The sequence below is a fragment of the Sphingobacterium lactis genome (genome assembly GCF_011046555.1).
Classification (GTDB): Bacteria; Bacteroidota; Bacteroidia; order Sphingobacteriales; family Sphingobacteriaceae; genus Sphingobacterium; species Sphingobacterium lactis.
Genome location: NZ_CP049246.1, coordinates 121994 through 145007, shown reverse-complemented (window position 1 = coordinate 145007; position 23014 = coordinate 121994). Strand labels below are relative to the sequence as shown.

General features: G+C 45.0%; 18 protein-coding genes and 5 tRNA genes. 17 read left to right on the top strand and 6 right to left on the bottom strand.

Annotated features, from left to right (window positions below):
- Nucleotides 1-320 precede the first annotated feature (320 nt).
- The 3 genes from G6N79_RS00660 to G6N79_RS00650 form a co-directional block, all read right to left on the bottom strand.
- Nucleotides 321-1004: an ABC transporter ATP-binding protein gene (locus G6N79_RS00660; protein ID WP_103904689.1), complete on the bottom strand. Its 684-nt coding sequence runs from the start codon at nt 1002-1004 to the stop codon at nt 321-323.
- Between the two features lie 39 nt (nt 1005-1043).
- The gene (locus G6N79_RS00655) at nt 1044-3410 is read right to left on the bottom strand and encodes an ABC transporter permease (protein ID WP_160003586.1); all 2367 of its coding nucleotides are present in this window, start codon (nt 3408-3410) and stop codon (nt 1044-1046) included.
- Between the two features lie 84 nt (nt 3411-3494).
- Nucleotides 3495-4748, bottom strand: coding sequence for an efflux RND transporter periplasmic adaptor subunit (locus G6N79_RS00650; protein ID WP_103904687.1), 1254 nt, complete (start codon nt 4746-4748; stop codon nt 3495-3497).
- A 354-nt stretch (nt 4749-5102) separates the two neighbouring features.
- Here G6N79_RS00650 and G6N79_RS00645 point away from each other — a divergent pair, with 354 nt between their 5' ends.
- Genes G6N79_RS00645 through G6N79_RS00630 form a run of 4 tightly spaced genes read left to right on the top strand, consistent with a single transcriptional unit; the run spans nt 5103 to nt 9603 of the window.
- Complete coding sequence (locus G6N79_RS00645; RefSeq protein WP_160003584.1) at nt 5103-6410, top strand: TolC family protein; 1308 nt, start codon at nt 5103-5105, stop codon at nt 6408-6410.
- A gap of 16 nt (nt 6411-6426) precedes the next feature.
- Nucleotides 6427-7782 (top strand): sigma-54-dependent transcriptional regulator, encoded by a 1356-nt coding sequence (locus tag G6N79_RS00640; protein WP_103904685.1) that lies wholly within the window; start codon nt 6427-6429, stop codon nt 7780-7782.
- Nucleotides 7783-7785: 3 nt separating this feature from the next.
- Nucleotides 7786-9105: a sensor histidine kinase gene (locus tag G6N79_RS00635; protein ID WP_103904684.1), complete on the top strand. Its 1320-nt coding sequence runs from the start codon at nt 7786-7788 to the stop codon at nt 9103-9105.
- A gap of 24 nt (nt 9106-9129) precedes the next feature.
- Nucleotides 9130-9603 carry a hypothetical protein gene (locus tag G6N79_RS00630; protein WP_103904683.1) on the top strand — a complete coding sequence of 158 codons (474 nt, stop codon included), beginning with the start codon at nt 9130-9132 and terminating at the stop codon, nt 9601-9603.
- Between the two features lie 298 nt (nt 9604-9901).
- On the opposite strand, the gene G6N79_RS00625 is transcribed toward G6N79_RS00630, so the two are convergent.
- From G6N79_RS00625 to G6N79_RS00615, 3 genes are all read right to left on the bottom strand, one after another.
- Complete coding sequence (locus G6N79_RS00625; protein ID WP_164527198.1) at nt 9902-10783, bottom strand: IS3 family transposase; 882 nt, start codon at nt 10781-10783, stop codon at nt 9902-9904.
- A gap of 23 nt (nt 10784-10806) precedes the next feature.
- The gene (locus tag G6N79_RS17505) at nt 10807-11340 is read right to left on the bottom strand and encodes a transposase (protein ID WP_146060690.1); all 534 of its coding nucleotides are present in this window, start codon (nt 11338-11340) and stop codon (nt 10807-10809) included.
- Nucleotides 11341-12027: 687 nt separating this feature from the next.
- Nucleotides 12028-13203 carry a BamA/TamA family outer membrane protein gene (locus G6N79_RS00615; protein WP_241241723.1) on the bottom strand — a complete coding sequence of 392 codons (1176 nt, stop codon included), beginning with the start codon at nt 13201-13203 and terminating at the stop codon, nt 12028-12030.
- Between the two features lie 282 nt (nt 13204-13485).
- On the opposite strand from G6N79_RS00615, the gene G6N79_RS00610 reads away from it, so the two are divergent.
- The 13 genes from G6N79_RS00610 (at nt 13486) to rpoB (ending at nt 23010) form a co-directional block, all read left to right on the top strand.
- A tRNA-Thr gene (locus tag G6N79_RS00610) sits at nt 13486-13558 on the top strand.
- 25 nt (nt 13559-13583) lie between these two features.
- Nucleotides 13584-13667: transfer RNA gene (locus tag G6N79_RS00605), tRNA-Tyr, on the top strand.
- Between the two features lie 51 nt (nt 13668-13718).
- A tRNA-Gly gene (locus G6N79_RS00600) sits at nt 13719-13791 on the top strand.
- Between the two features lie 93 nt (nt 13792-13884).
- A tRNA-Thr gene (locus tag G6N79_RS00595) sits at nt 13885-13956 on the top strand.
- Nucleotides 13957-14027: 71 nt separating this feature from the next.
- Nucleotides 14028-15215 (top strand): elongation factor Tu, encoded by a 1188-nt coding sequence (tuf, locus tag G6N79_RS00590; RefSeq protein WP_103907701.1) that lies wholly within the window; start codon nt 14028-14030, stop codon nt 15213-15215.
- Between the two features lie 162 nt (nt 15216-15377).
- Nucleotides 15378-15448, top strand: a tRNA-Trp gene (locus G6N79_RS00585).
- Nucleotides 15449-15469: 21 nt separating this feature from the next.
- Nucleotides 15470-15664, top strand: coding sequence for a preprotein translocase subunit SecE (secE, locus tag G6N79_RS00580; protein WP_103907700.1), 195 nt, complete (start codon nt 15470-15472; stop codon nt 15662-15664).
- Nucleotides 15665-15686: 22 nt separating this feature from the next.
- Nucleotides 15687-16232, top strand: coding sequence for a transcription termination/antitermination protein NusG (nusG, locus tag G6N79_RS00575; protein ID WP_093098554.1), 546 nt, complete (start codon nt 15687-15689; stop codon nt 16230-16232).
- A gap of 658 nt (nt 16233-16890) precedes the next feature.
- A complete protein-coding gene (gene rplK / locus G6N79_RS00570; protein WP_094255405.1) occupies nt 16891-17334 on the top strand; it encodes a 50S ribosomal protein L11 in 444 nt (147 codons plus the stop codon).
- A 22-nt stretch (nt 17335-17356) separates the two neighbouring features.
- Nucleotides 17357-18055 carry a 50S ribosomal protein L1 gene (gene rplA, locus G6N79_RS00565; RefSeq protein WP_103907699.1) on the top strand — a complete coding sequence of 233 codons (699 nt, stop codon included), beginning with the start codon at nt 17357-17359 and terminating at the stop codon, nt 18053-18055.
- Between the two features lie 2 nt (nt 18056-18057).
- Nucleotides 18058-18576, top strand: coding sequence for a 50S ribosomal protein L10 (rplJ, locus tag G6N79_RS00560; RefSeq protein ID WP_103907698.1), 519 nt, complete (start codon nt 18058-18060; stop codon nt 18574-18576).
- Nucleotides 18577-18655: 79 nt separating this feature from the next.
- The gene (gene rplL, locus G6N79_RS00555; protein WP_103907697.1) at nt 18656-19036 is read left to right on the top strand and encodes a 50S ribosomal protein L7/L12; all 381 of its coding nucleotides are present in this window, start codon (nt 18656-18658) and stop codon (nt 19034-19036) included.
- A 179-nt stretch (nt 19037-19215) separates the two neighbouring features.
- Nucleotides 19216-23010 carry a DNA-directed RNA polymerase subunit beta gene (gene rpoB, locus G6N79_RS00550; protein WP_103907696.1) on the top strand — a complete coding sequence of 1265 codons (3795 nt, stop codon included), beginning with the start codon at nt 19216-19218 and terminating at the stop codon, nt 23008-23010.
- Nucleotides 23011-23014: the final 4 nt, after the last annotated feature.

Below are 23014 nucleotides of genomic sequence, written 5' to 3'. Positions count from 1 at the left end.
ATTATTTTCGATACGGAACAGAATACTGCATAAGGAAATGAATTGGAAATATTAGGGATATTGATCGAAAAATATGAAGAAACGAATTGTCCCATCGAATTACCAGATCCCATTGAGGCAATTAAATTCAGAATGGATCAACTAAATTATTCACAAAATTGCTGAGAAACTGCATATATCTTCTGAAGTCCTTATTCAACAATATGAATAGCTAGAAAGCTTTTATAGCAAAATAGGTCAAGCCAAGCTTGACCTAGTGTTTATATGTGATTTTTAACTTTTCGTTTTTTATTTCAAATCTCAATTCGCTATCTCACACCCTACGAAACTGCATTTGCAGTTTCTAGGATCACCTGTCCGTCCAGCATGCGGATGACCCTATCGGAGAATTTGGCATCATGTTCGGAGTGTGTCACCATGACGATTGTTGTACCGGCTTCATTCAGTTCCGTAAGCAATTGCATGACCTCATTACCGTTGCTGGAGTCCAAGTTACCTGTGGGCTCATCGGCAAGGATCAGCTTCGGGTTGTTCACCACGGCCCGGGCTACGGCGACACGCTGTTGCTGTCCCCCGGATAATTGCTGCGGAAAGTGATTCCGGCGGTGCATGATCTGCACCTTTTCCAACACTTCTTCCACACGGCGCTTCCGCTCGGCAGCAGGGACATTGGTATATACCAATGGAAGTTCCACGTTCTCATAAACGGTCAATTCATCGATCAGGTTGAAGCTCTGAAACACAAACCCGATGTTATGTTTCCGCAGATCGGAACGCTTATTTTCCTTAAAATCCGCAACTTCGATCGAATTGAATAGGTAACTCCCTTCATCGAGGTCATCCAGCAAACCGATGATGTTCAGCAAGGTTGACTTCCCACAACCGGAAGGCCCCATCACGGCAACAAACTCGCCCTCCTTGACATGGATATTTACATTGTTCAACGCTATGGTCTCCACTTCCTCCGTACGGTAGAACTTTTGAAGATTGGTGATTTTTATCATGGTGTTTCTTTGTTTAAAGTGTATGTAGATATAGTTAGATTATTGGTTTCTCAAAGTTTTTGTAGGATTGCTGGTTGCGGCACGGAGTGCTTGGGTGCTGATGGTTATTAATGCGATAGCCAAAGCCGCCAAAGCAACAAAAATAAAGATCATCCAAGGCATTTCCATGTGATAATTATAGCCATTCAGCCAATCGTTCATAAACCAGTAGGCTACAGGAAAAGCTATTAGACAGGATAAGCCCACTAAAATGATAAACTCCTTATTGAGCATCTTTACCAATCGGGACACTGATGCGCCTAGCACTTTCCGAATGCTGACTTCGCGAGCCCGTTGCTCGGCTGCAAATGCAGCTAACCCCAATAGGCCCAAGCAGGAGATGATAATCGCAAGGATGGCAAATAGACTGGCCAACTTTTGGAGCATCAATTCCGAAAAGAAATAATTGTTAAACGTGTCATCCAAGAATTTGATGGTCGTTGGAAAATCGGGATTGTATTTTTTCAATATCGACTCAATCTGTTTGGCCACTACCTGATAATCGGCACCTGCCTTGGTCTTGATGTTTAAGAGTCCTTTTCGATTTTCCAAGGAAATCGGCGAAAGCAGAAGAGGTTCAGCTTTTCCGTAGATATCATTGTGTACATAATCTTTCAGTACGCCCGCAATGGTTAAGGGCTGCTCTGCAAAACCAATTGTTTTTCCAGCCACCTTCCCGTCTGGTTGCATGAGTTTAGCCAACGTCTCATTGACCAGCACGGATGAACTGTCTCCGAGTAGATCTTTGCGGAAATTCCGACCGTCAATGATCTTCATGCTCAGGGCAGGAACGAAATCCTCATCTGCGAAGGTATAGCCGATTAAAGGAGAAGATTTTGGATCCTTTCCATCCCAGGTAAAGCCCGCTGTATTCGAACCTACGTTTAACACACTTCGTTCACTGATCCCCACGGATTCGATATTCCCTGTATTGATAAGTTCTTGTTTAATAACTTTTATATGGTCGGGCATATCACCGAGTAGGTCCGTCGTGATCACTTGACTGCGATCGAACCCCAAATCCCTATTCTTTGTATGTTGAATCTGTAAATAAATTATGGCGGTACATATCATTAAGATAATAGCTGCCGTGAACTGTGTTACCACCAATCCTTTTCTAATTAATCCACTGCTTCCGGCCTTCCTTTTTCCACCTTTTAAGGTAAGTAGCGGGTCAAAAGAAGATAGAAAAAATGCGGGATAGCTTCCGGAAACCAAACCACATACCAGAATGATGGCGATCAAGAAAACGAAATGGAGCGGGTTGTCCATTCCTATGGATAGTTCTTTGCTGACCATATTATTGAAGGCTGGCAGGCACAATTTAATCATACCGACAGCTATTGCCGCAGCAATTCCTGTAAAGACTATGGATTCCCCCAAAAATTGAGCGACCAGCGAGTTCTTCTTTGCACCTACAATTTTACGCATGCTAACTTCTTTCGCACGTTTTTCGGATCGAGCGGTAGAAAGGTTCATGAAATTAATACATGCGATCAGTAGGACCAGCCAGGCAATTGATATAAACAAGCGTACGTTCTTAATCTTCCCTTCTTGTTCAATTCCATCCTTAAATACATTGTACATATTCCAGCGCTCCATTGGATAGAGGAAGTTTTCCGAGTTGGGGCGATCACTGTTTTTTTTGTTTTCTACGAACAATTTTAATTGCGCATTGACCTGCTCTAAGTCTGCCTGCGGAGCCAATTGGACAAAGGTTTGCAAGCTGTTGCTGCCCCAATTTGGTTCACCATAGCTGTCGACAACCTTTTTCATGTTGACCAACCAATCGAAACTAAAGCTACTGTTTTTTGGAAAATCCTCAATTACGGCAGAAACGGTTAATAGATCTGAATTGTCTACTTTCAGGGTTTTTCCCACCGCTGATTCTCCATTGAAAAATTTTTTCGCCGCAGATGCTGTTAAGACTATCTTGTCGTTCTGATCCATGGCAGTAGCTTCATTTCCTTCCAGGAATTTAGGTTGCAGGATCTTTAAGATCGCTGGATCGGCAAAATTGCCCTGAAGGTAGATTTTCTTGTCCTCTCGAGAAAATAAGGGGCTATTTCCCCAATCCACGCGTGCAATATGCAGGATACCGGGAATTTCAGCTTGTGCCGCCTCTGCCAACGGAACAGGTGTAGCATCGAAAACGAAAGTGTTTCCATCGTAGGTCTGTTTGGATTTCGTTATATAGATGTCTTGCTTGTTGGCAAAATAATCGTTATACGTGAGCTCATCCTCGACCCACAGAAAGATCAATCCCGTAACAGCAATCCCCAACGCCAAGCCAAATATATTTAAGAAGCTGTAACCCTTGGTCTTCCAAAGATTTCTGAATGCCGATTTAATAAAATTCTGTATCATAATTATTCCCCTTGGTGTTTCCGATGCCTTATTACCGCTGCTGTGGAATTCTGACAACGTACGCAGCGGTTCTGGCATCTTGTATTAGTGCTTAATGTTTAACTCCTGTATTTTATCGTAGGTTTCGTAACTGGATACGACCACTTTGTCCCCTGGTTTCAATCCATTGAGCACTTCATAATATTCCGGATTCTGTCGGCCCAATTGAATATCGGTTCGGTAGGCCGTATTTCCAGATTTATCCAGTTTGAAGATCCAATTTCCGGCGGTCTGCTGGTAGAATCCACCCTTCGCCAACAGAATGGCTTTCGTTTCATCGCTCAAGGCCAGGCGTATGGTCAGGGTCTGTCCGCGGCGGATGCTTTCCGGTCTTTCGCCAACAAATTCCATATCCACCTGAAAGCGCCCATCTTTCACCTGGGTGTAAACTTTCTTGATCCGCAGGTCGTAGGACTTGTTGCCGATAGTGAATTGGCCACGAAGGTCCGGGAAGATGCGGTTGATATAATGTTCATCGATATCGGCACGCACCTTGAAGCCCGTCAGCACATCGATCTGTCCCAGGCGTTCCCCCGGATTCTTGTTCTGACCGATTTCGGCATCAAAGGAGGTCAGTTGTCCGTCCACCGGTGCGCGCAAGATCAGGTCGCCTACTTTCTTGCGGTTCAGGTCTAGGGCATTCTGCGTACGTTTGTACGTTTCACGGTCCTGGTGCAGCTTCTGGCTGTTCGAGACTTCATCCTGTTTCAGGATCTGCTTGGTCAAGCCAACGCGCTCCTTCTGGTAGTTGTATTCATTGAGGGATTTCTGGTACTCCTGGGAACCGATGGCCTTTTCGGCCAAGAGCTTTTTGTTCAGTTCATATACACGCTCTGCTTCCTTGTAGGCCTGTTCCACATCGGCCATCTGGTTCTTATTGCTGATGGTGGCCTGCTGCGCATTGGTTTGCGCAATCTGTGCCTGCGTCAATAGATTCAGGACCTGTACCTCCTGCTGAATCAAACTCATTTCCATATCTGTATTCGAAAGGCGCATAATGGGATCGCCCTTGTGGAGGTGCGCGCCATCTTCCACATATTTCTCCTCGACCCGACCGCCTACCGAAGCATCAAGATAGATGCTACTGATGGGCATCACCGATCCGTTAATCGGTATAAATTCCTGAAAGGTATTCTCCTTAACCTCGAAAATGGATATGCGTTCGGCATCAACGTTCAACCGGCTGTTTCCGCTCGTATAATAATAACTAGCACCGATCAACGCCACGATACCCGCAATGCCCGCCACGGTAAGGATTCTCTTGGTATTCCACTTCTTCTGTTGTATAGGTCTGTCCATGTATGTTAATAATCAATTCCTGCCCATGACCTATACAAGGTTGTGCCAAACTTTTAATGTATTGAAATTCAGTGTTTTGCTTGGTTCGAAGCGTTGATGCCTGTTCGAAAGCGAACAGTTTATGTGCGTTGGTGGACAGCGTTATGCGGATGAAATGTTAAATCGGTCCCAAATATTGTGAATTATCGATTTCAACGAAGATTTTGGGGTTTGTTCGTTTGAAGTGTTCGCAATTGAACAGTTGAATGTTCGAGACCGAACAGGTTTATAATTTCGTAAACAGTAAAGTGCTGTTTATCAATGTGCTAATCTTTTGGCACAGCCTATGGAATGGAAGGTGGAAAGCAGAAATACATGAGAAATTTTTTACTTATAGTTTACATATTTGTTTGTTGTTTAGTTAGCACGGCGAAAGGGCAGGATGGCTACCTGTCCTTGGCCGATTGCTTACGGATGGCCATCAAAAATAATCCAACCCTTCAACGTGATGAGCTGTTGGTGTCGCGCTCCGATTTAGCGTATAAACAGGCTAAGTACGACCGGTTACCATCGTTGAATGCCAATCTATCGCACAACATCACACAAGGCAGGAGCATCAATCCGACTACCAATCAATATATAGATCAGAACAACAGTTCAGGGAGCCAATCCCTGAACTTATCTGTTCCGATATTCAATGGGTTTTACATCATCCACAACATACGGATGAAATCCAATGCGCTCGAGGCCGGGAAACTGGAATACCAAGGGCAGATCAATGAATTGAAATTAAATGTGATCGAAGCTTATGTCAAGGTGTTGACTGCTCAGGATATGCTGAAGCAAGTGGAGGGGCAATTGGGTGTGACCAAGGAACAACTACATCGCACAGAGGTGCTGCATCGGGAGGGAGCAGCAAATCCGGGGGACCTGTTTGATATCAAGGGCCAGTTCAGCGCGGATTTAAATACCGTGGAGTTAACGAAGCAATCGCTGAACAATGCACGTGTGGAGCTGGCGGGCTTACTGAATGCCGAATTGGATAGCCTACCGGAACTTGAACCTATGGATGTGCCTTCAGAAGTGCAGGCGATGCGTGCGGCGGATTTGTTCCAGCAATCGTTGCAGGTGCTGCCTCAATTTAAGGCCATGGATTGGCGGATCAAGGAATTGGAGGAGGGGATACAGGTCGCCAAATCCAACTATTGGCCAAGCCTGTCCCTGAATGGGGGATTAAGCTCCAACTACAGCCGTGGCGAGGGTGCCGTATTCACACAGATCAAGAACAATATCTATAAAGGGGTGGGGCTGAGCCTCAGCATCCCGATCTTTAACCAATTCAAAAACAGGACGCAGGTTCGTTTGGCGCAGGTCAATCTGGATGAAGCATATTTCAATCGGGAAATCCTGCGCAATGAACTCCGAATGCAGACGGCACGTGCCGTTTTTGATCTGCACCTTACGCAACGCAACGTCCATAACCTGCGGGAACAGGAGCTCAGCTATGCCGAGTCCTTCCGCATTGCCACCGTACACTTTGAAGCGGGCAACAGTAACTCCGTCATCTACCTGACAGCAAAGAATAAACTTGACAATACGCGCAGTCAGCTCATCATCCGCCAGTACGAATGGTTGATGCAAAAATATGTGAATGATTATTATGCAGGTTCTTTAGATTTATAGTTAACTTAGCCTAAGCATGAAGAAAGCCCGTATTTTAGTTGTAGATGACGACCAAGATTTATTAACTGCCACACGCATCCTCTTAAGACCCAATGTAAAAGAAGTTCTCGTTGAGCACAATCCGGAGCGCCTGATGGGCCTACTGGAGAAGAACGATATCGATATCGTCCTGTTGGATATGAACTACAAGAGCGCGATCAATACGGGGAATGAGGGGTTGTTCTGGTTGAATAAGATCAAGGAGAAGTTTCCTAAGGTCGATGTGGTCATGATCACGGCTTACGGTGCGGTCGATCTGGCTGTAAAATCCCTAAAGCAGGGTGCTTCGGATTTCATTGTCAAACCTTGGCAGAATGAACAGCTCCTGCAAACACTACAAACGATTTATAACGAGCGTTTGCCGACACCAAAGGCGAAGGCACAGCCTACCGAACGGGATCAGCATGGGCTTATCGGCAAATCCGCCATCATGGAGGATCTGCATTACAAACTGGATAAGGTTGCACCGACGGAGGCGAATATCTTGATCTTGGGTGAAAACGGAACAGGAAAGGATCTGATTGCCAATGCCATTCATCAACGTTCCTTGCGCCAGCGGGAGAGCTTTGTCAAGGTGGATGTCGGTGCCTTAACGGAAACCTTGTTTGAAAGTGAACTTTTCGGCTATAAGAAGGGCGCATTTACGGATGCGCGGGAGGATCGGAAGGGCAGGTTTGAACATGCACACCTCGGCACCCTTTTCCTGGATGAGATCGGAAACATCAGTTTACAGCAACAGGCCAAATTGTTGAGCGTACTGCAGAATAGGGCAGTGGTTCCCTTGGGTTCCAGTCAACCGATTCCTGTGGATATCCGGTTGATATCCGCTACCAATGTACCCCTGAAGGTGTTGGCCGATGAAAGCCGATTCCGAAAGGATTTGATCTATCGGATCAATACCCTGGAGATCCAGGTGCCGCCTTTGCGGGAGCGTGGCGAGGATATCGTGCTGCTGGCTGAGCATTTCTTAAAATTCTATAGCGATAAATACCATAAGAACATAGCAGGCCTGGAGAGCAATGCCCTATCGAAACTGAAAGGCTATCATTTTCCGGGCAATGTCCGGGAATTGCAGTACAGTATCGAGCGGGCGGTAATCATGTCCGATCAGCAGAGCATCCGAGCGGAGGATATCCTGTTTTCGCCGATTGAACAACAGCTTCCTGAAGAACGATTCGATTCGGGAATGGAGAGCCACAACCTGGAGGAGATCGAACGCAAGGCCATCAAATCGGCCATGGAACGCTACAACGGGAATATCAGTAAAGCCGCCAAGGAATTGGGGCTCACACGTGCCGCATTGTACCGCAGGTTGGAAAAATATAACCTTTAATTCATGACCCGATTAGCGATAAAGGACTTTCTGCGGATGGTGATACTGATGGCTTTTGCTGTTGGCATTGCCTATCTGGCTTTTAAGGGATACTACCTGTATGCCACGCTCGCCTTTATCGGCTTGGTTGTCCTTGCTTACCGCACCTTCTCCACCCATCGTTTCCTGCTTAAGCAGTTGGTGGAATTTTCGGAAGCGGTGAAATACCGTGACTTCACCCGGCGGTTTCTGGTTAAATCCGAAAGGACAGCCGAGGGGCAGGTTTTCAAGGCCTTTAACCAGATCAACGAAATCTATAAAAACATATCCATCGATCAGGCCCTGCAGCATCAGTACCTCAATAAGGTTATCAATATGCTGGATACGGCAATTATATTCTACCATGCAGAAACAGGGAAGGTCATCTGGCTGAACGAGGCCTTCAAGGACCTCTTTCAGGTACCGCACCTCGGTAATATTGCTGGCATGCAGAAGCGACATCCGGAACTGTATGAAAAGACCATGCAGTTGCGTGTGGGCAGGCACCAGATGGAAACTGCGCATTCCAGCAAGGGAAAGATCAAACTCCTCATGCAGAGCTCCGGCTTCGACACACAGGACGGCTCCTTCCGGATCATCGTCTACCAGAACATCAATGAAGCCATCGATGAAACGGAAACAAGGGCGTGGCACAAGCTCCTACGTGTACTGACCCACGAAATCATGAACTCCATCGGACCGATCAGTTCGCTGGCAGAAACCCTGCACGAACGACTTGCCCATTGGGATGAGAAACAGGATATCGAGGACCTCAAATTGGGGATCTTTACCATCAAGCGCCGTAGTGAGGGCTTGCTGCAGTTTGCCAAGAGTTACCGCATGATCAATAAAGTGGACCAGCCCCAATTCTCCGACATCCAGGTCGTGCAGCTGTTCGAGAACATCTACCAATTGTTGGAACCCAATTTGATCCAACGGAATATCGATGTTGATATCATCATCAAGAACACGCGGTTGGTGTTGATGGCAGACCAGAACCTGTTGGAACAGGTGTTGATCAACCTGCTGCTGAATGCCATTGAAGCGGTCAAGGAGGTGGAAGAGCCCTACATCAGCCTATCAGCCATCGAGACCAAGGACCATATCCAGGTTAAGGTGCAGGACAATGGTATCGGGATGTCCGCAGAGATTCAGGAGCAGATTTTTACGCCCTTCTTTACGACCAAGAAAACGGGCACGGGGGTTGGTCTTACGCTGAGCAAGCAGATCATGCTGATGCACAATGGAAATCTTTTCGTGGACAGCCGGGAAGGGGAAGGCAGTACTTTTACACTGCAATTCTAAATCTATTCTTATTTTTGTGCCGCAATGCGGTTCCTTTTATCCTATACCTATCATTTTGTTGTGTCCAACAGTCGGCACGGGACGCATTCGCCCTTTGTGTATGCACTCGCGGAAAAGGTCATCTATAACCCCAGCTTCAAAAGCGCAAGGTATGTGGACATGCCAGATGGACTTACCGGAAAATTCATGACCTTGCTGCGGAATATCCTAGCCTTCTGGAAACTGGATCGATTGAGTGCTGATTTGGAAGATCATACCGCCCCTGCTTATTGGGTAGACGCACCTCCCATATCCGAGGAATCCATTCTGCAACACCTCCACCGTGGAAAAGTTGTTTTTCTTCATAAACCCTATGCACGAAAACATCGGTCGCTCTGGCAAAATCTCATAGCCGATGAGCGCGTGGTCGTGTCGATCAATCTTTTTTATTTCGGGATCCTGATCCATCGCTCAGGACAGCGAAAGGAAGATTTCCTACTTCGCTATCCCGGGATTTAATAGGCGTTTCAGTCAGTATTCTAAAAGTTTTGCCACCCCTGGTAACGATCCTAAAGCATCTTGCCCTGAGAATCTCCCTTTTTGTGTTTTTTAAGGACTTTGTCCGACATGCGTCCGAGGTGCGACCGTATTACAGGCGTGGTGAGTACGTCCTATAGACACGCTCTCACCACGCTCTGACCACGCTCTCACCACGCTCTCACCTCAGACAAGGTCTGTCTTGTCCTTATATAGCTATACAAATTATTGGATTAATTCTGAATTGATTATACAGGCAAATTTGGTAATACTATATGTACTATACAAACTCTTTCTGCACTATTGGATATTTTTTCGGTCTCCATCTCTTTCTCAGCGCACCTGACCTCATATGTGCCTGTTCAGGTGTGAGGTAATCACAGCTCGCGTGGGGCCTTAGGTTGTTGTATACCCTGATGTTCTCCCTGATCTTTCTTGTGGTCTCCCTCAGGCCACTCTGTGATGCGTAGAGGTCAAACTCCGCCTTCAGTATGCCGTTCACCCGTTCGGCTATCGCATTCTCATAGGGATCCCCGTTCTCGGTCATGCTGACCCCGATCCCGTTGGTGCGTAGGATATCCACATAGCCTTTGCTACAGTACTGCGAACCCCGATCGGAGTGGTGTATGAGTCCCTTTCCCGGATACTGCCTCTGCTGCAGTGCCATCTGCAGGGCATCGATACATCCCTGTGCCGAGAGGTCGCCCCTGAACGCCCAGCCCACTATCTTTCTGGAATAGGCATCGGTGACCAGGCTCAGATATCCCCAGCGCCGGTTGAGCTGTACATAGGTGATGTCGCTTACCCAGACCTGCTCGGGGCGCTCGACCGCAAGTTCCTTTATCAGGTTTCTGTACTTCTTCATCCAGTGCCGCGAATCGGTGGTGACCGCCTTCCTCTTCCTGACCCTGATCTGTAGGGAATGCTCCCTCATCAGGGCGAAGAGATAGTCGCGGCCGATCCTGATCCCATGTTCCTGCAGGGGGCCGGCGAGCATATGGAGCAGCTTCCGGGTACCGATCCTCTTCTGTTCGCTGCGTATCCGCAGCACGTGCTGCAGGATGATCTCGTCCTTCAGTCCGACATCCTGCACCCGCCACTGGCGGTCATAGTACGCATGCCTTGTTCTGCCAAACAGTCCGCAGATCAAACGGATCCCCATTGCTGGGGATTCCTGTTTGATCTTTACGACCGCTTGGCACCAGACTTTTTTCTGATGTCGATCTTGAGCTGTTCCTCGGCAATATCGATCATGGTATCCAATGCCCTGATCTTCAGGTTTGCATATTCCAGGGCCTTCTTCAGGGCCAGGATCTCTGCCTCTTTGGGGTCTACGGGTTTCTTGTTGGCCATATCATCGGGTTCTGGGGAACTAAGTTCGGTATTTTTCCCCTTATATTCCCTGACCCATCTGGAGACCGTACCGCAGGAGATATCAAAGGTGTTCCCCGCCCGGTAGGCGCTCATCCCGTCCTGGACCGCCCTGATCACTGAACGCTTCAGCTCGGTGGTATACCGCTTTGCCCCAATGGGCTGTCGCCCGAACTTCTTCATCCAGCGGATCAGGCTCACTTCGGAGACACCGTACTGTTCCATCAGGTCCCGGCGGGGGACCCCAAGTTCGATCTGATCCAGCATGTGGAGGATCAAACGCTTGTCGAATGGCTGCTTCTTACTGGTCCGCTCAGCGAACTCAAACTCTCTTTCTATTGTTTCCATACACTTTGTTTTTGTGTATAGCTTTTTTAGGATTGGACAGTCCAACCAGGATTTGAAGAGTTTTTTAATGATTTACAGATTGTTTTTAAGGTAAAGCACTGAAATTTAGGCTTTTATTGTCAAAATTTCGTTTTTCATAAAAATGGGCAATAAACGCTTAAACACAGGGTTTGGTCGGTGATTTTGGAAGTTTGCGTGGATTTGGTGTGTGCCGGCCAAAAATATAAGTTTTCGGTTTGAAAAAAATGGGTTAGGAGGCACGCTAGGGCATATGCGCCTAAAAATATGCCAGGGGCACAAGAGAGCCCCCGCACATGCCAACCGCACATCTCTTGCGCCAGCGTTGTGACGAGGTGTTGTCATAGCTCACCTGCCAACCCATTCAAGAGGTGAAAAAATAGTTACACCCCGCTGGGGTTGTATGCGTTTTTCGGGATTGTTCTAAAATAGTTACACCCCTCCGGGGTTGTATGGCGCATAATCGTCTCACAATTTGCTGGCAAAATGGTGCCTAAAAATATGCCAAAGGCACAAGAGAGCCACCGCACCATCCAACCGCACAACTCTTGCGCCAGCCTGGCGATCCATGATGCCGATAAGCTTGTCGATTTACTATCTCATATCTCACATCTCAAATCTAACATCTCACCCTCATATCTCACATCTCACATCTCAAATCTCTTAAAACTAGAAAGCCTCGCTTATGCTCAGGTAAAATCCGGATTGTCTTTTTTCGCCGGGGCGTTGTTCGCCGAATGCGTAATCAAAGCGGATGCTGCTGTTGTGCTCAAGGCTGAAGAAATAGCGGAGGCCGCCGCCGTATGACGGCAGGAGGCGCATATCATGTTGTTTGGAGAATGTCGATCCTGTGCCGAGGAAACCGGCGATGCCGACGCGGGGGTGGAATCGATAGCGCAGTTCGGCCTGGGCGGTCAGGTAGTTTTTGTCCTTATAGCGTCCGAGGTAATAACCGCGCATGGTCATGTCGCCACCGAGGTCGCGCATCACGTAGAACGGTACGTTCTTGCCATAGGTGCCGCGGTAGAGTCCCTGGGCGGTCACTGTCAGTTGCTTGGTGATGGGGTAGAAGCCGCGCAGGTCAACTTCCACCTGGTTGCCTGTAAAGTTATCCTTGCCGAAGAAATTCGGCGCATAGCTGTACTTGGCACGCCCATAGAACCCGTTGGTTGTATAGGTGGTGTTGTTGCGGGTATCATATAGCGCCGAAACCCCGAGCGCAAGGTATTGGCCGCCTTCCTTGCCGTAGACCCCTGGGGATTCATAGATGCCACCGGCTTCCATGTCCTGAAACTGGAAGTGTTCATAGTTCATGTTCACACCGGCATAGAAATTCGGTGCGAACCTTTTCTCGCCGTCCAATTTGATGCGGTACAGCTTTTGGTCGAGGTAATCCTCATCGGCTTTCCAGGTGTCATTGCCGATGCCGTAGAAGTTGAATGGCCAGTCGCGATAGCGCAGTTCGGATAGGATATGGTATTCGTTGCCCTTGGTCCAGAGATCGGAGGTCAGCTTGATGTTCTTCTGTTTCTTGGTGGTGAGCGTTCCGATCAGGGTGATGTTGGAGGTTCGGGATTCGAGGTCCTGTTTGTCCACATAGAAGTTATAGGTACTGGCGATTCCGTACTCGAGCCCGGTTTCTTGAGCGTACCCGACTGCAGGTAGCACCATAAAGCTGGCCGATCGGGAGGAATCTTTTTCGGAGGAGACGAATTTTTGGATGAGTTTTTTGATGAAATTAGGGTTCTCCTGAGCGGAGGTCTCTTGGCCATGCAACAGAAATAGGCCAAGGCAAAGGTATGTTAGGGTTTGTTTTTTCAAAGTAATTGTTGTTGTTTGGTGCAAATATAGGGGTTATCGGGGATTGAAAAATGAAAATTATTTACTTGCATATCAACGATATGGTTTTCAAGCGTAAAAAAAATGCGCAAATATTTTTGATATGTTCTGGGGTTAGCTATCTTTGCAACATCAAATCGGGGATATACGCAACCGAATGATGTTAGTTCTTTAAGCGAAAAAAAAATAAAAATAAAACTTGCAGATATCGAATAAATAATTGATTTTTGCACTCGCTATCGGAAGATAGCCGTTCTTTAAAACAGAAAGTTTTATCAAATAAGATACGCCTCCTTAGCTCAGCTGGTAGAGCAACTGACTTGTAATCAGTAGGTCATTGGTTCGATTCCGATAGGAGGCTCAAAAGCGACGCAAGTTGCAGGTCTGGAGGGGTTCCAGAGCGGTCAAATGGGACGGACTGTAAATCCGTTGCTTCGGCTTCGAAGGTTCGAATCCTTCTCCCTCCACCAAAAAAGTTTAGTTTCGACCTTTAGGGGTTATCTCGGAGGCTAAGCTAGCAAGCGGAAGTAGCTCAGTTGGTAGAGCGATAGCCTTCCAAGCTATAGGTCGCGAGTTCGAACCTCGTCTTCCGCTCATTTATAAAACAAATCTAAGTCTCTGTCATCTTCTTCAAAATCATATTTTAGTAAGGGTAGAGGCTTATATCTGTAAATAAGCTTTTTGTAAGCCGAAGTAGCTCAGGGGTAGAGCACTTCCTTGGTAAGGAAGAGGTCGTGGGTTCAAATCCCATCTTTGGCTCGAATACAATAGTTTTGTAACTTTGTAAGATTAATTAAAAGAAATATTTATAATTACTAATTCGCATAAACATGGCAAAAGAGAAATTTGACCGTAGTAAACCGCACTTAAACATTGGTACTATCGGTCACGTTGACCACGGTAAAACAACTACAACAGCTGCTATCACTAAAGTTTTAGCTGATAAAGGTTTTTCAGAGGCTCGTTCATTTGATTCAATTGACTCTGCTCCTGAAGAGAAAGAGCGTGGTATCACAATCAACACTTCACACGTAGAATACCAAACAGCGAACCGTCACTATGCACACGTTGACTGTCCAGGTCACGCCGATTACGTTAAGAACATGGTAACTGGTGCTGCTCAGATGGATGGAGCTATCATCGTAGTTGCTGCTACAGATGGTCCTATGCCTCAAACTCGCGAGCACATCCTTTTGGCTCGTCAGGTAGGTGTTCCTGCGTTAGTAGTATTCTTGAACAAAGTTGACTTGGTAGATGATGCTGAGTTGTTAGACTTAGTTGAGATGGAAGTTCGTGAGTTATTATCATTCTACGAATTCCCAGGTGATGACGTTCCTGTAATCAAAGGTTCTGCATTAGGTGCATTGAACGGTGAAGATCAGTGGGTTGAATCAATCATGGAATTGATGGATGCTGTAGATAACTACATTCCAATCCCTCCACGTTTGACAGACCTTCCTTTCTTGATGCCTATTGAGGACGTATTCTCGATCACTGGTCGTGGTACAGTTGCAACAGGTCGTATCGAAAGAGGTGTGATCAACTCTGGTGACCCAGTTGAAATCTTGGGTATGGGTGCTGAGAACTTGAAATCTACAGTAACAGGTGTTGAGATGTTCCGTAAGATCTTAGATTACGGTGAAGCAGGTGATAACGTAGGTCTATTGTTACGTGGTATTGAGAAAACTGATATCCGTCGTGGTATGGTTATCTGTAAACCAGGTTCAGTAACGCCTCACACAGACTTCAAAGCTGAGGTTTACGTACTATCAAAAGCAGAAGGTGGACGTCACACGCCATTCTTCAACAAATACCGTCCTCAATTCTACTTCCGTACGACAGACGTAACTGGAGAGATCTCTCTAGAAGAAGGAACTGAGATGGTTATGCCAGGTGATAACGTTACGATCACTGTAAAGTTGATCAACGCGATCGCAATGGAAAAAGGTCTACGTTTCGCTATCCGTGAGGGTGGTCGTACAGTAGGTGCTGGTCAGGTAACTGAAATCATTAAATAATCGTATCGATTATCTTAATACAAGAAATAAGCTAATCAGCTCAGGCTGATTAGCTTATTTTTTCTAACTGACAACATGCGGCTCAAACCGCGAAAAAAGTGAAATAATATTTGTTGTAATGCGGTCTAAAGCCTATATTTGCAACATCAAAAAATAAACTACACGGGCATAGTTCAATGGTAGAATAGAGGTCTCCAAAACCTTCGATCAGGGTTCGAATCCTTGTGCCCGTGCTAATAAAACAATAATTATAGATGGCAAAAGTACTTGATTTTTTTAAAGACTCTTACACAGAGATCACGGAGAAAGTGACTTGGCCTACATGGTCCCAATTGCAGAGCCACGCGGTCATCGTGCTGGTAGCGTCTGTTATCATTGCTTTAGTTATCTTTGTAATGGACAAGGCGTCTAGCAATGTCATGGAGTTGCTGTACAATACAGCTTCTTAATTTTTCTAATCCAACAAATCATATGGCAGATCAAAGTTTAAAGTGGTACGTGGTTCGTGCTGTGAGTGGAAAAGAGAAGAAAGTAAAGCAATATCTTGAAGCTGAAATCAACCGCTTGGGCATCCAGCACTTGGTAACGCAGGTGTTGATCCCAATGGAGAAATATTACCAGATGCGTGATGGTAAGAAAGTGGCTAAGGAACGTAACTATTACCCTGGGTACGTACTGATCGAAGCTGCTCTCGATGGAGAGATCGAGCACGCAATCAAGAATGTGAACAGTGTAATTGGTTTCCTAGGTGATAAAGCAGGTAATGCGATCCCTCTACGCCCGGCAGAAGTGAACCGTATCTTGGGTAAGGTCGATGAGATGGCCGAGCAAGGCGAATCCATCAGTGTTCCTTACTACGTAGGAGAAACCGTAAAAGTGAACGATGGACCTTTCAACGGGTTTACCGGAGAAATCGAAGAGGTTCACGAAGACAAGAAGAAACTGACCGTAATGGTGAAAGTGTTCGGTCGGAAGACCCCACTCGAACTGAATTACATGCAGGTCGAAAAGGAATAAAAAAAAGAGGCTCGAATTTCGAGCCTCTTTTTTTTATTCCTTTTCGAGATATGAGATATGAGATATGAGATAGAAAGGGTGTAGGTGGGTTTGAGATATGAGTTGTTAGATTAGAGATATGAGATAGAAAGGGTGTAGATGGAAAGAGATTGTTATTTATTTGGACTTTCTGGCTAAAGGAAATTGTTCAATCCAAAAGTCTCAATATTCCGGTTAATATCTCATATCTCAATACTCACATCTCACATCTAGTATTGAGATATGAGATAGAAAGGGTGTAGATAGAAAAGTTCGTTTTTTCATCCTAAATTTTCCTGTCTAAAGAGGAGGATTTGATTCTTATTTCCCGGTTAATATCTCAATTCTCAATACTCACATCTCAAATCTAGTATTGAGATGTTAGATTTCTTGCTAAAGGAAATTGTTCAATCTAAGAAGTCCCCAGTATCCCGGTTAATATCTCATATCTCACTACTCACATCTCAAATCTAATCCCCACAATAAAAAAAGTTCAAAAACTTTTTTTATTGTGGGGATTTTAGTTATCTTTGCACCTCGTTTACATGCAAAGCTATGCTTTTTTATGTCTACGAATTAAATGTTACGTTATTGCTTCCAACTTACTAACAAACATTTAACAAATTAAATCACAGAAAAAATGGCAAAAGAAGTCAGTGCGTTAGTAAAATTACAAGTGAAGGGCGGAGCTGCGAATCCATCACCTCCAGTAGGACCTGCATTAGGTGCTAAGGGTGTGAACATTATGGATTTCTGTAAGCAATTTAACGCTCGTACGCAAGACAAACCAGGTCAAGTATTACCTGTTGTGATCACTGTATATGCCGACAAATCTTTTGATTTTATCATCAAAACTCCACCGGTTGCTGTTCAATTGAAAGATGCAGCGAAGCTTAAGAGCGGATCGGGAGAGCCTAACCGTAAGAAAGTAGCTTCTATCACTTGGGATCAAGTGAAGACTATTGCGGAAGATAAAATGCCAGATTTGAATGCATTTACTGTAGAATCAGCTATGAGAATGGTTGCTGGTACAGCGCGTAGTATGGGTATCACTGTTTCAGGTGATGCTCCTTGGAAAAATTAATTAACGAAATCAGTTTAAGACAGTGGCTAGATTAACAAAAAATCAAAAAGCGGCACTATCCAAAATTGAAGCTGGTAAGGCGTATTCTTTAAAAGAAGCTGCGGCTTTAGTTAAAGAGATCACCAACACAAAATTTGATGCTTCAGTGGATATCGACGTTCGTTTGGGCGTAGATCCTCGTAAAGCAAATCAAATGGTTCGTGGTATTGCAACATTGCCACACGGTACTGGTAAGACAGTACGTGTATTAGTTTTATGTACTCCTGACAAGGAAGAAGAAGCTAAGGCAGCAGGTGCAGACTACGTTGGTCTTGACGACTACATCAGCAAAATCGAAGGTGGTTGGACTGACGTTGACATTATCATCACAATGCCTAGTGTTATGGCGAAAGTAGGTAAATTGGGTCGTATTTTAGGTCCAAGAAACTTAATGCCTAACCCGAAAACTGGTACAGTAACTACAGAAGTAGGTAAAGCTGTAACAGAGGTTAAAGGTGGTAAGATCGACTTCAAGGTTGACAAAACCGGTATCATCCATACTTCAGTGGGTAAAGTGTCTTTCGACGCAGACAAAATCTATGATAACGCATTAGAAGTGTTGCAAACGATCTCTCGTTTGAAACCATCTGCAGCAAAAGGAACGTACTTCAAGAGTATTCACATTTCTTCAACAATGAGTCCTGGTATTCACGTTGAAACTAAATCAGTAGCGGGTATTTAATCATGAGAAAAGAACTTAAACATGAAATTGTTGAAGCTTTAGCAGAACAGATTAAATCATACGGTAACTTTTACATTACCGATACTGCGAATCTATCTGTTGAGAAAGTGAATAACATCCGTCGTAAATGTTTCGAGCAGAACATCGAGATCAAAGTGGTGAAAAATACCTTGATCAAGAAAGCGTTGTTAGAGGCTGGCGTGGATTCAGAAGAGATCTTTGGCGTATTAAAAGGAGCGTCTACATTACTGTTCTCCGAAACAGGAAATGCTCCAGCGAAATTGATCAAGCAATTACGTAAAGAAGGTGACAAACCAGTATTGAAAGCAGCATACATTCAAGAAACTGCTTTCGTAGGTGACAACCAACTTGATGCATTAGTAACCCTTAAATCTAAAGAGGAACTTATCGCAGACGTTATCGCTTTACTTCAATCTCCTGCGAAGAATGTTATTTCAGCTCTTCAATCAGGCGGAAATACAATTTCAGGCTTAGTAAAAGCTTTAGAAGAGAGAGGCTAACGATCGCTCTCCAAAATAAACGATCGTTAAATTTTAATTAACAATTTTTTTAAAAGAACATTCAAAAATTCAAAATAAAATGGCAGATTTAAAACAACTTGCTGAACAGTTAGTTAACTTAACAGTAAAAGAAGTTAAAGAATTAGCTGATATCTTAAAAGACGAATACGGTATTGAGCCTGCTGCTGCTGCTGTAGCTGTTGCTGCTGCACCAGGTGCTGGTGACGGTGCTGCTGCTGCTGAAGAGAAAACATCTTTCGATGTTATCTTGAAAGAAGCTGGTGGTCAGAAATTAGCCGTAGTTAAATTGGTTAAAGATTTAGCTGGTTTAGGTTTGAAAGAAGCAAAAGACCTAGTTGACGGTGCACCTAAAGAATTGAAATCAGGTGTTTCTAAAGACGAAGCTGAAGCTTTGAAAAAACAATTAGAAGAAGCTGGAGCTGTAGTTGAGATTAAGTAATCTCGCATAAAGCGCCAAAAAATTAGACTCTGATAGTCCAAATCTATCAGAGTCTATTCCTGTTTATAATATATAGTATATGGATCAAGTACCTGCTGTTGCTTGATCGGCAGATGAAAACAGCAGATGTTAGCTCAGTTTTTTTAAACTAAATTCTTATTCCCTTGGCAAACAATACTATGCAAAAAGAAAGAATAAATTTTGCGACCAGTAAGAAGGTAATTGATTACCCTGACTTCCTGGATGTGCAATTAGAGTCTTTCAAGGAGTTTTTTCAACTAGAAACTACTTCTGACAATCGCCATCAGGAAGGGCTTTACAAGGTTTTCGCAGAAAACTTCCCTATTTCTGATTCAAGAAACATCTTTGTGCTAGAGTTTTTGGATTACTTTATTGATCCGCCGCGTTACGATATCCAAGAATGTATCGAACGTGGATTGACGTATAGCGTACCGTTAAAGGCAAAATTGAAGTTATCTTGTAATGATGAGGAGCACGAAGATTTCGAAACCATTGTACAAGATGTGTATTTAGGAACAATCCCGTACATGACTCCAAAAGGTACTTTCGTAATCAATGGAGCAGAGCGTGTGATCGTATCTCAGTTACACCGTTCCCCTGGTGTGTTCTTCGGTCAAAGTAGACATACAAATGGTACTAAACTTTATTCTGCTAGGGTTATTCCTTTTAAAGGATCTTGGATCGAGTTCGCAACAGACGTAAACAACGTCATGTATGCTTACATCGATCGTAAGAAAAAATTCCCAGTTACTACCTTGTTACGTGCAATCGGCTTCGATTCTGATAAGGATATCTTAGAATTATTCGACCTTGCAGATGAAGTAAAAGTTAGTAAATCTGGATTGAAGAAATACGTTGGCCGTCGTTTAGCGGCTAGGGTATTGAACAAATGGACAGAGGATTTCGTGGACGAGGATACTGGTGAAGTAGTTTCCATCGACCGTAACGAAATCATCCTTGAACGTGAAACAATCTTAGAAGAGGACCACATCGATTTGATCATCGAAGCTGGCGTTAAGTCAATTATCTTAACGAAAGAAGATGAAGCAAACAATGCGGACTATTCGATTATATACAATACTTTACAGAAGGATACATCCAACTCTGAGAAGGAAGCGGTGGAGCACATCTATCGCCAATTGCGTAACGCTGAACCACCTGATGAGGAAACTGCTCGTGGTATCATCGATCGCTTGTTCTTCTCCGACAAACGTTACGACTTAGGGGATGTGGGTAGATACCGCATCAACCGCAAGTTGAACTTGGATACACCTTCCGACACGAAAGTGTTAACGCGTGAAGATATCATTGCTATCGTGAAATACTTGATCAACCTGATCAACTCCAAAGCGGAAGTGGATGATATCGACCACTTATCCAACCGTCGTGTTCGTACGGTGGGTGAGCAGTTGTATGCGCAGTTCGGTGTCGGTCTTGCCCGTATGGCACGTACCATCCGTGAGCGTATGAACATCCGTGACAACGAGGTGTTCACACCTACAGACTTGATCAATGCACGTACATTGTCATCTGTTATCAACTCGTTCTTCGGAACAAACCAGTTGTCACAGTTCATGGACCAAACCAACCCATTGGCGGAGATCACGCACAAGCGTCGTCTTTCAGCTTTAGGTCCTGGTGGTCTTTCCCGTGAGCGTGCCGGTTTCGAGGTTCGTGACGTTCACTACACGCACTATGGCCGTCTGTGTACCATTGAGACACCAGAGGGTCCGAACATCGGTTTGATCTCCTCTTTGTCCGTACATGCGAAGATCAACAACTTAGGTTTCATCGAAACTCCATACCGTATCGTTGAAGACGGTAAGGTTGTCGTTGACCAACCTGTTGTATACCTTTCTGCTGAGGATGAGGATGACAAGACCATCGCGCAAGCGAATGCATTATATGATGATAAAGGTAATTTCTTAGATGCGAAAGTAAAAGCGAGATACGAGGGTGACTTCCCGATTATCGAGCCTGAGAAATTAGACTATATGGACGTTTCCCCGAACCAGATTACGTCGATTGCGGCATCCTTGATTCCTTTCTTGGAGCATGATGACGCCAACCGTGCGTTGATGGGATCGAACATGCAACGTCAGGCTGTTCCATTGTTGAGACCACAGGCTCCTGTTGTCGGTACAGGTCTTGAAGGCCGTGTAGCGAAGGATTCCCGTACGTTGATCAATGCAGAAGGTTCTGGTGTTGTGGAATACGTAGATGCACAGGAAATCCATATCCGTTACGATAGAAACGACAACGATCGTTTGGTTTCTTTCGATGACGATGTGAAGGTTTATAAATTGACCAAATTCAAGAAAACCAACCAGAATACCTGTATCAACCTGAAGCCGATCGTTCAGAAAGGCCAACGCGTTGAAAAAGGTCAGGTATTGTGTGAGGGTTATGCAACGGAAGATGGTGAATTGGCATTGGGCCGTAACCTGAAAGTAGCATTCATGCCTTGGCAAGGATACAACTTTGAGGATGCGATCGTAATCTCTGAGCGTGTTGTATCACAGGATTTGTTCACTTCATTGCATATTGAAGAGTTCGAATTGGAAGTTCGTGATACCAAGCGTGGTGAAGAGGAATTGACAGCAGATATCCCGAACGTTTCTGAGGAAGCGACGAAAGACCTTGACGAGAACGGTATTATCCGTATCGGTGCTGAGGTTGGCGAAGGTGATATCCTGATTGGTAAGATTACGCCGAAAGGGGAGTCAGATCCTTCACCAGAGGAGAAACTACTGCGTGCGATCTTCGGTGACAAAGCGGGTGACGTGAAAGATGCTTCATTGAAAACTCCACCGTCCATTAAAGGTGTGGTTATCGATACGAAGTTGTTCTCACGTGCGAAGAAAATGTCGAAAGAAGTTGAACGCAAAGCATTAGAGAAATTAGAAGTTGCTCACGATAGAAACATCAAAGCCCTTAAAGACCGTTTGGTTGAGAAGTTGTTCACCATTGTTAATGGCAAGACCTCTCAGGGAATCTACAACGTGTACAAAGAGCTTTTGGTAGCTAAAGGAGCGAAATTCACACAGAAGATCTTGACTGACTTGGATTACAACAATGTAAATCCAACAGGATGGACTACTGATGATGATAAGAACGACATGATCAAGATCGCGCTGCACAACTACAACATCAAAGTTAATGAGGAGTTGGGTGCATTCAAGCGTGAGAAATTCGCAATCTCTGTCGGTGATGAGTTACCATCGGGTATCGTTCAGATGGCGAAAGTTTATGTTGCGAAGAAACGTAAGTTGAAAGTAGGTGATAAGATGGCGGGTCGTCACGGTAACAAAGGTATCGTTGCACGTATCGTTCGTGATGAAGATATGCCATTCTTGGAAGACGGAACGCCAGTTGATATCGTGTTGAACCCACTAGGGGTACCTTCGCGTATGAACCTTGGACAGATCTATGAGACTGTTCTTGGATGGGCTGGTCAGAAATTGGGCGTTAAGTTCGCTACGCCAATCTTCGATGGTGCAGAAATGGATCAGGTAGAAGAATGGGTAGAGAAAGCAGGCTTACCAAAATCTGGTCGTACTTACCTTTACAACGGTCTAACGGGTGAGCGTTTTGATCAACCGACAACGGTTGGTGTAATCTACATGTTGAAATTAGGTCACATGGTTGATGACAAAATGCACGCACGTTCAATTGGTCCTTACTCGTTGATTACTCAACAGCCATTAGGTGGTAAGGCACAGTTCGGTGGTCAGCGTTTCGGTGAGATGGAGGTTTGGGCATTGGAAGCATTCGGTGCATCGAACATCCTACAAGAGATCTTGACAGTGAAATCCGATGATGTGGTGGGTCGCGCGAAAACATACGAAGCGATCGTAAAAGGTAACAACCTACCAACACCATCAGTTCCGGAATCATTCAACGTATTGGTTCATGAGCTTCGCGGTTTAGGTTTAGATATCACATTAGATTAATCAA

What these genes read in the sequence shown, in the direction of transcription:
- G6N79_RS00660 (WP_103904689.1), bottom strand. Translation starts at nt 1,004, where the DNA reads ATGATAAAAATCACCAATCTTCAAAAGTTCTACCGTACGGAGGAAGTG.
- G6N79_RS00655 (WP_160003586.1), bottom strand. Translation starts at nt 3,410, where the DNA reads ATGATACAGAATTTTATTAAATCGGCATTCAGAAATCTTTGGAAGACC.
- G6N79_RS00650 (WP_103904687.1), bottom strand. Translation starts at nt 4,748, where the DNA reads ATGGACAGACCTATACAACAGAAGAAGTGGAATACCAAGAGAATCCTT.
- G6N79_RS00645 (WP_160003584.1), top strand. Translation starts at nt 5,103, where the DNA reads ATGAGAAATTTTTTACTTATAGTTTACATATTTGTTTGTTGTTTAGTT.
- G6N79_RS00640 (WP_103904685.1), top strand. Translation starts at nt 6,427, where the DNA reads ATGAAGAAAGCCCGTATTTTAGTTGTAGATGACGACCAAGATTTATTA.
- G6N79_RS00635 (WP_103904684.1), top strand. Translation starts at nt 7,786, where the DNA reads ATGACCCGATTAGCGATAAAGGACTTTCTGCGGATGGTGATACTGATG.
- G6N79_RS00630 (WP_103904683.1), top strand. Translation starts at nt 9,130, where the DNA reads ATGCGGTTCCTTTTATCCTATACCTATCATTTTGTTGTGTCCAACAGT.
- G6N79_RS00625 (WP_164527198.1), bottom strand. Translation starts at nt 10,783, where the DNA reads ATGGGGATCCGTTTGATCTGCGGACTGTTTGGCAGAACAAGGCATGCG.
- G6N79_RS17505 (WP_146060690.1), bottom strand. Translation starts at nt 11,340, where the DNA reads ATGGAAACAATAGAAAGAGAGTTTGAGTTCGCTGAGCGGACCAGTAAG.
- tuf (WP_103907701.1), top strand. Translation starts at nt 14,028, where the DNA reads ATGGCAAAAGAGAAATTTGACCGTAGTAAACCGCACTTAAACATTGGT.
- secE (WP_103907700.1), top strand. Translation starts at nt 15,470, where the DNA reads ATGGCAAAAGTACTTGATTTTTTTAAAGACTCTTACACAGAGATCACG.
- nusG (WP_093098554.1), top strand. Translation starts at nt 15,687, where the DNA reads ATGGCAGATCAAAGTTTAAAGTGGTACGTGGTTCGTGCTGTGAGTGGA.
- rplK (WP_094255405.1), top strand. Translation starts at nt 16,891, where the DNA reads ATGGCAAAAGAAGTCAGTGCGTTAGTAAAATTACAAGTGAAGGGCGGA.
- rplJ (WP_103907698.1), top strand. Translation starts at nt 18,058, where the DNA reads ATGAGAAAAGAACTTAAACATGAAATTGTTGAAGCTTTAGCAGAACAG.
- rplL (WP_103907697.1), top strand. Translation starts at nt 18,656, where the DNA reads ATGGCAGATTTAAAACAACTTGCTGAACAGTTAGTTAACTTAACAGTA.
- rpoB (WP_103907696.1), top strand. Translation starts at nt 19,216, where the DNA reads ATGCAAAAAGAAAGAATAAATTTTGCGACCAGTAAGAAGGTAATTGAT.